The 12,296-nt window shown below is 44.2% G+C and carries 12 protein-coding genes; 7 read left to right on the top strand and 5 right to left on the bottom strand.

Annotated features, from left to right (window positions below; genetic code table 11):
• The 4 genes from BLR15_RS05000 to BLR15_RS14440 all read left to right on the top strand — a co-directional run.
• Window positions 1-447: IS30 family transposase (locus BLR15_RS05000; RefSeq protein ID WP_143003931.1), on the top strand; the 447-nt coding region annotated here is incomplete at its 5' end.
• Between the two features lie 266 nt (window positions 448-713).
• Window positions 714-1,175: a MarR family transcriptional regulator gene (locus tag BLR15_RS04995; RefSeq protein WP_092985314.1), complete on the top strand. Its 462-nt coding sequence runs from the start codon at window positions 714-716 to the stop codon at window positions 1,173-1,175.
• Window positions 1,153-3,837, top strand: coding sequence for an MMPL family transporter (locus BLR15_RS04990; protein ID WP_092985298.1), 2,685 nt, complete (start codon window positions 1,153-1,155; stop codon window positions 3,835-3,837). Before BLR15_RS04995 ends, BLR15_RS04990 begins: the two co-directional genes overlap by 23 nt.
• Before the next feature lie 145 nt (window positions 3,838-3,982).
• Window positions 3,983-4,132, top strand: coding sequence for a hypothetical protein (locus BLR15_RS14440; RefSeq protein WP_331465670.1), 150 nt, complete (start codon window positions 3,983-3,985; stop codon window positions 4,130-4,132).
• A 31-nt stretch (window positions 4,133-4,163) separates the two neighbouring features.
• Here the strand turns inward: BLR15_RS14440 and argH are convergent, their stop codons facing one another.
• Both argH and BLR15_RS04975 read right to left on the bottom strand, forming a co-directional pair.
• Complete coding sequence (argH, locus tag BLR15_RS04980) at window positions 4,164-5,537, bottom strand: argininosuccinate lyase (RefSeq protein WP_092985294.1); 1,374 nt, start codon at window positions 5,535-5,537, stop codon at window positions 4,164-4,166.
• On the bottom strand, window positions 5,530-6,735 hold the full coding sequence (locus tag BLR15_RS04975; RefSeq protein ID WP_092985292.1) for an argininosuccinate synthase: 1,206 nt from the start codon (window positions 6,733-6,735) through the stop codon (window positions 5,530-5,532). The genes argH and BLR15_RS04975 overlap by 8 nt, the downstream gene beginning before the upstream one ends.
• A gap of 189 nt (window positions 6,736-6,924) precedes the next feature.
• On the opposite strand from BLR15_RS04975, the gene BLR15_RS04970 reads away from it, so the two are divergent.
• Together BLR15_RS04970 and BLR15_RS04965 are read left to right on the top strand one after the other, a co-directional pair.
• Window positions 6,925-7,494, top strand: a complete 570-nt coding sequence (locus tag BLR15_RS04970; RefSeq protein ID WP_143003930.1) for a hypothetical protein — start codon at window positions 6,925-6,927, stop codon at window positions 7,492-7,494.
• A 126-nt stretch (window positions 7,495-7,620) separates the two neighbouring features.
• Window positions 7,621-7,977 carry a YflT domain-containing protein gene (locus BLR15_RS04965; RefSeq protein WP_092985288.1) on the top strand — a complete coding sequence of 119 codons (357 nt, stop codon included), beginning with the start codon at window positions 7,621-7,623 and terminating at the stop codon, window positions 7,975-7,977.
• A gap of 112 nt (window positions 7,978-8,089) precedes the next feature.
• Here the strand turns inward: BLR15_RS04965 and BLR15_RS04960 are convergent, their stop codons facing one another.
• Window positions 8,090-9,196, bottom strand: a complete 1,107-nt coding sequence (locus BLR15_RS04960) for an amidohydrolase (protein WP_092985286.1) — start codon at window positions 9,194-9,196, stop codon at window positions 8,090-8,092.
• Window positions 9,197-9,391: 195 nt separating this feature from the next.
• Between BLR15_RS04960 and menC the strand changes: the two genes are divergently transcribed.
• Window positions 9,392-10,537, top strand: a complete 1,146-nt coding sequence (gene menC / locus BLR15_RS04955; protein WP_092985284.1) for an o-succinylbenzoate synthase — start codon at window positions 9,392-9,394, stop codon at window positions 10,535-10,537.
• Between the two features lie 217 nt (window positions 10,538-10,754).
• Here the strand turns inward: menC and BLR15_RS04950 are convergent, their stop codons facing one another.
• Together BLR15_RS04950 and BLR15_RS04945 are read right to left on the bottom strand one after the other, a co-directional pair.
• Window positions 10,755-11,405 carry a LysE family translocator gene (locus tag BLR15_RS04950; protein WP_245696604.1) on the bottom strand — a complete coding sequence of 217 codons (651 nt, stop codon included), beginning with the start codon at window positions 11,403-11,405 and terminating at the stop codon, window positions 10,755-10,757.
• A gap of 14 nt (window positions 11,406-11,419) precedes the next feature.
• Window positions 11,420-12,259 (bottom strand): metallophosphoesterase, encoded by an 840-nt coding sequence (locus BLR15_RS04945; RefSeq protein ID WP_092985282.1) that lies wholly within the window; start codon window positions 12,257-12,259, stop codon window positions 11,420-11,422.
• Window positions 12,260-12,296: the final 37 nt, after the last annotated feature.

The raw sequence follows: 12,296 nt of genomic DNA, 5'->3' as shown, positions 1-12,296 counted from the left end.
GATGATGCGGTGCTGCTGACATTGGTGGAGCGACAGACCCGTTTTGAAGTGCTTTTGAAAATTGAAGGCAAGGACGCTCAACCTGTCACAGAGGCAATCGAACGACTCGTTGAACGCGCCGGTGATCACATGCCATCGTTATTCAAGACCATCACATCGGATAATGGCTCTGAATTCAGTGCACTCCATGACACCTTGAAGCATGTGACAGACGTCTACTTTGCTCGGCCGTTCGCTTCATATGAACGCGGGACCAGCGAGAACCAGCATAAGCTCATTCGCCGGTTCATCCCGAAAGGCCAGTCGATTTCATCAATCAGTGACCGACAGATCCAGCGCATTCAACGATGGATGAATGACTATCCCCGTAAAATCTTGGGATACCGGACACCGCATGAGCGTTTTGTCCAGGCAATGCAACATACACAACCGGCACATAGCGCCTAGTGTAAATTTTTCTCCTCCCCCTCGGGGGAGGAAGAGCCCAGCCATCAGACATCAGAGGGCTTTCACAAACTCTGGATTAGGGTCATACCCTAGTGGCTAACTTAAACTTGAAATTCGCGAATATCATTTTTAAAACAATTGTGCGATATTAGACAAATTGTCCGGCATGTAATTCATTGAACACCCCTTTTAAAAATGCTAAAATTCTTCTGTGGTAATTTAGTACAACATACTAAACTATTTAAGGAGGGATACGTTTGGACCGAATGCCTGAAACTGTAAACAACTTACGTGACATCTACGGATATGGCTATGCTAATATTTTTAATGATGTGACAGATACTGTGTCAAAGTTACATATTTCCAAATCGCAGATGGAAGTGCTGCAATATCTGTTCGTCCATAACCAGGCCACCCCTTCTGAGATTACCGAAGCTTTGAACACAACTAAAAGTTCAACTACTCACACTTTGAAGAAACTTTCCAATAAAAATCTGATTTCTTTTAAAATGAATGAACTTACGAATGACCGTCGTTCAAAACTAGTCACCTTGAACCCAAACGCAAAAAAGCTGTTAGTGGAGTTTTTATCGAATATTAAAGATTCCATTTATGAAGATATCAAAGATATCACTGCAGATGAGTTAGCAGAGTTGCACAAGGCAACAGAAATAATACTGAAATATACAGATGGAGGAAAAATGAATGAAACATATCCTGAAATTTAAATGGCCGGTAACGGTTCTGATGATTGCTTTTGCTGTACTGACGTTCATGTTTTCTCCAAACCTCACTCAGCTTGCCACTGAAAAAGGTGATGTACAGTTAGCTGATGATCAGCCAAGTGAACAGGCTCGCCAATACTTGGAAAAGCATGGCCAGGACACTGAAATGATGTCTCTCGTGCTCGAATTTGATGATGGTGTCACAGAACATCAGGAGGATATAGAAACATATATCAGTGAGCTGGAAAATGTTGAAGAAGTTGACAATATCGTCAACCCTCTTGAACTGAACGAAGATCTCCAGGAAGGTTTCATCAACGAAGATACAGGTGTCATGATGATTCCGATGGAATACACCGGCGATGAAAATGTCATATTGGAAATCGCCAACAGCATCGAGGAAATGAACCCGACTGAAGCGGACACTTCAATCACTTCGAATGAATTGATACAGAGAACGCTTGAAGAAGATGCGATGAACGGCATCCAGACAACTGAAATCTTTACCGTCATCATCGTCCTTGCAGTTCTTCTGGTCATGTTCCGATCTGTAGTGACACCGTTTGTACCACTCGTGGTTGTAGGAATTTCGTACTTGATCGGCCAGTCTTTTGTGGGCTGGTTCGTAGAATGGTTCGGCTTTCCGGTTTCACCCCAGACACAGAGTTTTCTAATCGTAATTTTATTTGGTGTCGGTACGGATTACTGTATTTTGCTTCTGAATAGATTCAAAGAAGAACTGAAAGACAATGATAAGTACCAGGCGACATTGAACACGTTCAAAACAGGTGGTAAAACAGTATTCATCAGCGGTATATCCGGCGCTGTCGTGTTTGGTGTCCTGTACTTTGCAAACTTTGAAATATACCGTTCAGCTGTCGGCGTGGCACTCGGCATGGCGTTCATGCTCCTGTCCCTGTTTACATTGCTGCCGATTCTTATGTCTCTGCTTGGAAAATATATTTTCTGGCCGAGCATTAAGAACATCAAAACAAAAGAGAGTAAAATCTGGAGGGTGTTCGGAACATTTTCCATCAAACACCCTACCCGTGTCATCTTCTCTCTTATCGCCATACTTGTTGTATTGTCATTCTTCTATGACGACGAAGTAAGTTATGACTCATTGAGTGAACTGGATGATTCATACTCGGCAGTACATGCGACCAATGTAGTGAGCGAAAGCTTTGATGAAGGGACGATATTCCCGATCCAGGTCATCCTGTCAGATGGCGATGATCTCGTAAACCATGAAAGTCTGACACGTATCGAATCCGTTGCTGATACAGTGAGCAAACTAGACGGCGTCAATCAAGTCCAGACGGTGACCAGGCCGACAGGCGATCCAATAGACGAACTGTCGGTCAGCTACCAGCTGAATGAAGCGAATTCCGGGATGGACGAGATTACAGGCGGCCTGGATGAAACGAGCAGCGGCCTGGAAGAAATCTCATCTAACCTGACAAACATCAGCGAAGAAATTTCAGGGCAGGAAATGACTTCAGGCGATATGAGTGAGCTGAGCAGCGGCCTTGGTGAACTCAGCCAGGGTGTCGAAGGCATCAGTCAGTATTTGACGATGACCGGTGATGTAGAAGGTGCTGCCGCCCAGCTTGAAGAAGTGCAGACCGGCCTGGATGAAATGACCACGCAGGTGGAAACTGCAAATGAAGAAATGGCAACTCAGCAGCAGCAGGCATCGGAACAGATGTCCGAGCTTTCCGGCGGTCTCGAAGAGATGTCCGCAGGATTGGATGAAATCAGCAGCGGCATCGGTGAAGCCAATGAAGGTCTCGGTGAAATCCAGAATCTTTTGACAGAGGTCACGGATAATGAAGCCGTCGATCATACTGGTGTCAATGTACCGCAGGAATTCATAGACTCTGAAGAATTGGACAGCGCCATCGATCAGTACAGTTTTGCCGATAACACGGCAATCAACCTGAACGTCATACTGGACGGCGACCCGTACAGTCATGAGGCCATGGCTGTTCTGGATGATGTAGAAGCGACTGTTAACAAGGAGCTCGACCGTCTGGAACTGAATGAAGTAGACAGCTATTTCTCTGGTGTAACAAGCATGAACAGAGACCTGGATCAGATGACAACGGATGATTACTCTTACGTCGTCACCATTTTCGTCATCACTTTATTTGTAATACTCGCAGTCCTGTTCAGATCATTCATACTCCCTGTAGTGATGATCGGTTCAATATTTGTCACATACTTTGCATCAGTCAGCATGACCCAGTGGATACTCGGCTGGTTCGGCATAGATCAATTGAACTGGGCAGTGCCGTTCTTCAGTCTGATCATATTTGCAGCACTCGGTATCGACTACTCCATATTCATCATTGACAGGTTCAGGGAAGAAGTCGTCAACCATTCGATCAAAGATGCGATAGCAATAGCGATCAAGAAGATGGGGACTGTCGTCATTACCGCGGTGATCATATTATCCGGTACATTTGCGGCACTCTATCCTTCAGGAATTGTCATACTCGTCCAGGTGACCAGCGTCATCATATTCGCACTGCTGTTCTACGCATTCATCGTCCTGCCGCTTCTTGTACCGGCATTGATCGTCACGCTTAAACGCGGCAGCTGGTGGCCGTTCAAAATGCCAGGCTCAGAAGAGCGCAGAGCAAAGTTTAAAGACGAGGAATAAAGGGTATAATACAATAGTCAATAATATACGAAATGAGGATTATAAATTTATGCCAACACAAAAAAGTGCAGGCGTTGCTGCGGTCTTAAGTTTCTTTATCAGCGGCCTTGGACAAATATACAACGGACATTTTTTTAAGGGAATTATGTTGATTATTATCCAGCTGATCAACGGAGCTTTGACGGCTATTCTGATCGGTTATATATTCCTGCCGATTGTATGGCTGTTCGCAATTATAGACGCTTACAGAAGTGCCAATAAAATAAATGCCAGGAATAACCGAAGGTTCAGATAAATAAAAAAGACTCGCATTATGCGAGTCTTTTTTATATGATTTCTTTGGCATATTCAATCTGCTGTTTCACTGATTCAGTGGATGTGCCGCCGTAGCTCAATCGTCTGTCAACGACCGTTTTCGGCGACAGCACATCGTAAATATCATTTTCGATCATACTGTTTGCCGCCTGGAATTCTTCAATACTCAAGTCTTTGAGGTATTGATTACTGTTAATACACTTCAGTACGAGTTTTCCGACCACTTCATGTGCATCTCTGAAAGGCACATCTTTTTCAACAAGGTAATCAGCAAGTTCTGTCGCGTTTGAGAAATCTTCATTGATTGTCTGCTCCAGTCTTTCTTCGTTCACTGTCATCGTTTCAATCATGCCGTTCATTATTTTCAAGGAACCGAGAACAGTCGTCACAGCATCAAACAATCCCTCTTTATCTTCCTGCATATCTTTATTGTAAGTGAGCGGCAGTCCTTTGACGAGCATCAGCATAGACATCAGCGCACCCGTCGTACGCCCTGTTTTACCGCGGATAAGTTCAGCCATATCCGGGTTCTTCTTCTGCGGCATCATCGAACTGCCTGTAGTGAACGTATCGCTTAAAGTGACAAATTTCGCTTCTTCACTCATCCAGAATATAATCTCTTCTGAGATTCTGGAAAGGTGGATCATTACCAGATTGATGCCCGACAGAGTTTCTATGATATAATCCCTGTCACTTACGGCATCCATGCTGTTGTGATACAAATCTCCGAAGCCGAGCGCCTCTTTCGTCATCTCCCTGTCGATGTCAAATGTCGTTCCGCTGATCGCACCTGCACCGAGCGGTGACACATCTATTCGCTTCAAAGCGTCCTGCATGCGTTCTTTATCTCTTTTGAACATCCAAAAATAAGCCATTAGATGATGGGAGAATAATATCGGCTGTGCTCTCTGCAGATGTGTGTATCCGGGCATGATGACATGAATATTTTCCTCGGCTGTTTTAATGATGGTGTTCTGCAGTTCCTCGATGGACTGGATGATGGCCTGGACCTGCCCTTTTACATAAAGGTGCATATCTGTGGCAATCTGATCGTTTCTGCTGCGTCCTGTATGGAGCTTTCCTCCGACAGGTCCGATCAGTTCTATCAATGCATTTTCGACATTCATATGAATATCTTCATGCTTCACATCCCATTCTATGTTGCCTTTTTCAGCTTCCTCTTTTACACGGTGAAGTCCGTCGACTATGATATCCTTATCCTCTGCTGAAATGATATCACAGCCTGCAAGCATTTCTGCATGGGCGATGCTCCCTTTTATATCCAGGTCCAAAAGCACTTTGTCAAAGTGGATCGATGCATTAAATTCTTCCACCCATTCGAGTGCTTCACCTGAAAATCTTCCGCCCCATGCTTTCTTAGTCATTAATCTTTACTCCGTTATCCAGCATTGCTTTCACTTTCGTCGGTAAACCGAATATTTCAATGAAACCAACGGAAGCTTCCTGGTTAAATGCATCTTCTGAAGTATAAGTTGCGAGTTTTTCATTGTACAGGCTGTTATCTGACTGACGGCCGGTTACGATGACATTGCCTTTATAAAGCTCAAGACGCACTTCTCCGTTCACTTCCGTCTGCATATCCTTCAGCATTTTTCTTAATGAATCGCTGAGTGGTGAGTACCATAAGCCGTTATAGACCTGCTCTGTATACTTTTGTTCCACTACAGGCTTGAAGTGAGCGATGTCTTTCGTCAGAGTGATCGTCTCCAGGTCATGCTTCGCAGTTAAAATGACCGCTGCGCCGGGTGTTTCATAAATCTCTCTCGATTTTATACCGACAAGTCTGTTTTCAACATGGTCGATACGTCCAATGCCGTGCGCACCTGCGATGTCATTCAATTTAAGAATCAAATCGTCCAGCGCATAGCCGACTCCATTGATCTTGGTAGGAAGACCTGCTTCAAATGTCAGCAGAAGCTCCTCAGCTTCGTCTTTTGCATCTGCAGGATGTACTGTCAGGTCATATGCATCTTCCGGCGGCTGGTTCCATGGGTTCTCGAGCACACCGCATTCGTTGCTTCTGCCCCATAAGTTCTGGTCGATTGAATACGGTGAATCCAGATCGACAGGAATCGGCACATTATGTTTTTTCGCGTATGCAATCTCTTCTTCACGGCTCCATGTCCACTCTCTGACAGGCGCCAGTACTTTAAGCGACGGATCAAGGGATTTGATTGCAACTTCAAAACGCACCTGGTCGTTTCCTTTACCTGTACATCCGTGCGCTACATAATCTGCATTTGCTTCATGTGCAACCTCGACCAATTTCTTCGAGATCAGCGGTCTGCTGAGCGCTGACACTAAAGGATACTTTCCTTCATACATTGAGTTTCCATAAATTGCATAGCTTACAAACTCTTCGGCAAACTCTTCTTTAGTATCGACGACGTAGCATTCCGACGCGCCCATTTCCAGAGCTTTCTCTTTGATTACGTCCAGGTCTTTTCCTTCCCCGACATCTAAACATAACGCAACGACTTCGAACCCTTCATCGATAAACCATTTAATAGTTACACTCGTATCCAATCCGCCTGAATAGGCCAATACCACTTTTTCACTCATATAATAGACACCTCGATAAATTATTTTTGAATGATAATGATATATATACTAACATTATAATAATGCTATTTCAAGCATATTTATGCAAAAAACTGAATATACTTCTTGTTTTATGAAATGGACATATGAATTTATGAGATTGTAAGTTTTTTATCTGTTTTTAATCATGATATAATTAACTTTAAAGGAGTGATCACCATCGAAATTTTTGGTCTATTGGCCGGACTCGTTGCCATCGGCATAATCGTGTTGATATTTATTGTCGCTGTCGGACTCATTAAATGGCTGCTGCAGGGTTACTTCCTGTTTCGCATAGCTGAAAGAAAGAACCTTGATGTGCCTATGTTATCTTTTGTCCCTTTCGGTACATTCTACGTGGCGGGACAGGATTTTGACGGCAATGTCTTTAAAAAAGGCAGTTTCAATCCAAAACATCTCGGCTTAATCTTTGCAATTACAGGACTGATCGTCTACTTCCTCGGCTTATCCGTCGGAGATATTGCAATTTCCTATTTATTGATGGAGTCTGTCATCTTTATCGGTATATTTAATGCATACACCAGAAATATCGGCGTTGCCATCCTTTTGGCATTATTGAATGTTGTCACTGCCGGTATCGCGGCAATCATCATACTGTTCCTGTATCACCGCAAATTGTCGAAAACATTTGAAGATCCCGTTGTGTACACAGAAACAGAAGAACCTTCTGCCGATGATTCTGTCAACACAGATGATATTGACCGCCATAAAAATATTTAAGCATTGAATCGAGCCTGAAAAAGGCTCTTTTTTTTCATAACCCCTCTTTAAATATGTTTAATAAAACCCATGCCGGGAATTGATATATTGCATGCGATTTAAATATTCTTTTTTGAGGAGATAATTATGGCTAAACCATTTATCAAAGGTTATTCAAATGATGAAGAACTGCAAACGGATATAGAAAAATTGAAATCACAAAATGTTGGTGAAAATGATATTTATGTCATTTCCCACGATGATGAACGTACGAAACGCATTGCTAAAAATGTAGAGATCAACACGATCGGTGCCAATGAAATGGGCATCGGTGATGCAGTAAAAGGTGCTTTCGATAAAAAAGGCGACCAGTTGAGAAAACAGCTGGAAAATATCGGTTTTTCCGAAGCCGAAGCCGAAAACTACGAATCCGAAATGGATAAAGGTACAGTGTTCCTTATCGTTACAAGAACGGATAATGTGGACACTATACTTGCACAATAAAAAAATTCAGAGCATGGACATCGTCCATGCTCTTTTCTTATGTCATTTTTTAGATATCTGCCGATGTCATGCACGATTCCGTCATCCATTTCGAACTCCTGGATGAATGCTTTTATTTCACTTTTAAGATGGAGTGATAGAGAATGTCGGTGCCATTTGCCAATGCTTTCCGGTCAAATGTCATTTTAGGGTGATGCAGTCCCGGCTCAAGGTCACAGCCGAGTCCGATCATTGCCCCTTTCAGTCCGGGATACTTCACAGTATAGTAATGGAAGTCGTCCCCGCCGCTTGTAATGATCGGCTCCATAAGATTTTCCGCCCCGAGAGCATCGGTGATGCCCTCTCTGAGAAATTGAATTGCTTCTTCGTTGCTTTCACTTGCGACGATGCCTGAGAAGTTCTCCTCTTCTATTGACACGTCGTAGAACTCCTCAACATATTTTAAGATTTTAAAGACACGATCTTTTAAATTATCCATCTCTTCGTTTGTCTGTGCACGCATGTCGATACCGCACTCCGCTATCCCCGGGATGATATTCAGTGACTTGCCGCCTGCTATGAATTTAGTCATCTTCACCGATGATGGAATGATGGGATTAATGTGGATTTTAGACAGCATGTTTACGATGTCCGCACCGATTTCTATAGCATTATGGTTCAGGTGGGGCCGTGCACCGTGGGCATCATCCCCTGCTATCTTGAACTCCAGTGAAGCGGCCGAACCGTGCTCAATGCTCGGTGACGCCTGCCCCATCGCCGCTTCTTCAATCGGACGCAGGTGGATGCCGAACAGATAATCGAGTGAGTCGATGATACCCTCCTCCACAACGGCGAGTGCACCGCTGCCCAGTTCTTCAGCCGGCTGGAAAATGAACCTGATACCCCTCGTCTCCAGCGCTTCATGATTTTTCATTTTCAGCATTGCACCGATGACCATACCCGTATGCGCATCATGGCCGCAGGAATGATTCGCGCGTTTCACACCGTCAACTTCCTGGTAAAGTGCGTCTATGTCCGCCCGTATGCCGATTGTCGGATATTCGTCGCTGAACGTTCCCATATCACAGTATAAGCCTGTAATGTTTTTAAACCTGACAGGGCTGAAACCTTCTTGTTCCAGATAATCAAATATATAATCAGTCGTCTCATACTCCTCATTGCTGAGCTCCGGATTGGCGTGCATATGATTGAAAACTTCCAATATCTTTTCAGCAGTCATTTAAAAATTCCTTTCTCATATTAGTTGTATTATCAAGTGATTATATTCAATATATACTTATAAAATCTTAAATACAATGTGGATGAATACATATATTTAAAATTTGACCGCCGATTAATGTTAAGATTGTATATGAGCTTTCGGACTGTATGACTGTTTTTCAAATAGATTTTGGACCCGTTTAGGAGGAATATCATGAATATCAAAGAAATCAAGCTGCACCAGCTGGAGATGGATTTAAAAAATCCTTTCACGACAAGCTTCGGCACCCAGTCGAAAAGATTCATCACGATTGTTGAAGCTGTAAATACAGACGGCCTGTCCGGCTTCGGGGAATGTGTGGCCGGTGAAGACCCGCTCTATTCAGAAGAGTTTATGGACAGCGCACTGATTGCGATGAAAAAATACTTTGCACCAATCATCATTCAAAATGAAATCTCACATCCTGATGAAGTGTGGGATTTACTGGTACCGTTCAAAAAGAATAATATGGCGAAATCAGGCATCGAAGGTGCGGTGTGGGATTTATATGCCAAAGAAAATGGTATGACACTCGCCGAAGCTGTCGGCGGTAAGAAGGCTGAAGTGGATGTCGGGGTCTCCCTCGGTCTCGAAGATACCGATGAGTTGCTCCTTGACAGGATCGAGGAAAAAGTTGAAGAAGGCTATAAGCGCATCAAAGTGAAAATAAAACCCGGACGGGATGTTGAAATGCTCAGAAAGATACGTGGTAAATATCCGGACATCCCTTTAATGGTGGACGCGAACTCTGCATATACCCTGGATGATATCGAGCTGCTGAAGGCCATGGATGAATTCAATCTGATGATGATCGAGCAGCCCCTTGCAGCAGGAGACATCGTCGATCATGCCAAACTGCAAAAAGCGATACAGACACCTGTCTGTCTTGACGAAAGCATCGACAGCTACCAGGCTGCGAAAGCATCTATTGAACTCGGCAGCTGTGAAATCATCAACGTCAAAGTCGGACGTGTCGGCGGCATCACACAGTCGAAGAGAATCCATGACCTCGCAGCAGAACACAACATCCCGCTATGGTGCGGCGGCATGCTAGAAGCCGGCGTCGGCAGACTGCATAACATAGCAATCACGACATTATCCAACTTCACACTGCCGGGAGACACCGCTTCTTCCAGCCGCTACTGGAAAGAGGATATCATCACACCCGAAGTCGTCGCCGAAAATGGTGTCGTACAGGTCAGCGATCAGCCCGGAATCGGTGCAGAAGTCGATTTCGATAAAATGAAACAATACTTGAAACAGACAGATGTTATCACTGCCGATAATGATATCGATATGGTATTTTTGATTGATGATTGATATGAAAGAAGGCATAACCCCTGAAGAATGGGTTATGCCTTTTATTTTGGATATCTATATGATTATCTAGTCACACGTTATTCTCAGTGACCGACAAACCACCGAATTCAGTCACTCAACACTCCCAGTGACCGACAAACCGCCGAATTCAGTCACTCAACACTCCCAGTGACTGACAAACCACATAATTCAGTCACTCAGCACTCTCATTGACCGGTTATCCCCATAACAGTGTCCTGACACCGAAGAATATGATGACTGCTCCTGCACCTTTACTGAGCCAGTTTTGAAATACATGGGATTTCATCCATCGTTTGAGCAGGTTCACGAGCTCGACCACCGTCATAAACCAGATGATTGAAACAATGAGAAGAATTGCCGCGAGCAGAAGAATCTGCTGATTATACCCGAGTGTTGTCTGTCCTTCGCCGGTAACAAACTGGGGGATGATTGTCATGTAGAGTATCAATACTTTCGGATTCAAAATATTTGCAACAAATCCCTGCCTGAATGACTGTATCAGAGATTTCCTGCTGACCGTCTCCTTCAGGGAATCGATGTGATCGATCGACTGTCTTGGAACGAGCACTCCCGCCCGGAGGCTCTGAATACCGATGTATATAAGGTAAAATGCGCCTAAATATTTTATCGTATTGAAAATCGCGGGAGAATTGGCAATGATGACTGCCAGGCCGACAACGGAAATGGCAATCCAGAACAGATGCCCCGCCAAAATGCCTGTGAGTGTAATTCTCCCTGCCCGTCTGTTCAAGGCCAGTGTATTCTTCATTATGATCATCATATCCGGTCCGGGTACCATCGCCAGTACGAACATGACAATAACGTATGCTGGCAGCTGTTCAACCAATCATCTCACCTCAATCATTTCTTTTTTAATGTAATTACGACAATTTCCGGACGGTTAAATACTCTGAATGGAAATCGGCTGTTCCCGAGTCCCCTGCTGATGGACAAGGCGGTATCGTTTTTAATATGTGTGCCCTCGGTGTATCTCGGCAGAATACCCTGATGCGGTGAATAAAGGCCGCCTAAGTACGGCAGTCGGATCTGACCGCCATGTGCATGGCCGGATAGGACCAGGTCCAGATTATATTTACTGTATATATGAAACAGTTCAGGACGATGGGACATCAGGATTGTGAAGCCGGCCGGCAGGCCGTTCAGCCGGTGCTGCAGCATTTTATCAAAATACAGGTGGACATATGGATCTTCCTCATCACCTAAGAACCACGGATCAGGCATGCCGGCAAGATTTATCCTTTCGCCGTCCCTTGCCAGTTCCACCGATGAAAAACTCAAATTCTCCATTTCGGACTTTGTAATATATTTTTTCAAGTTGAACCATCTTTTATAATGGGCTTCGTGATTGCCGGTGACGAAATAAGCCGGCAGAATTTCGGAGGCTTTTCTGATGAAATACCTGGAACGTCTGAGGTTCGGTGTTCTCCGGTCGATGATATCACCGGTGATTAATATCACGTCACCTTCCGCCTCCCGGATTTTATCCAGCAGATTGGACGCTTTCCAGCCGAACCACGCATTGTGGTAGTCGGATACATGAATGATCCTGAAACCGTCAAAAGCCTCCGGGAGCCTGGCGCTTGCAATCTCACGTTCGTTCACCTGGATATATTTGTCCTCTTTATACAAGAACCTGCCCAGTGCAATGGCAAAACCCAATGTTATCGCATATTTTTTCATATTTGTGCCCTCTATTTTAAATAATATCAATCTTACC

It is taken from the genome of Lacicoccus qingdaonensis (genome assembly GCF_900101075.1).
GTDB classification, from domain to species: Bacteria; Bacillota; Bacilli; order Staphylococcales; family Salinicoccaceae; genus Lacicoccus; species Lacicoccus qingdaonensis.
The sequence above is the reverse complement of the archived record's forward strand: the minus strand, read 5'-3'. Positions and strand labels throughout refer to the sequence as shown.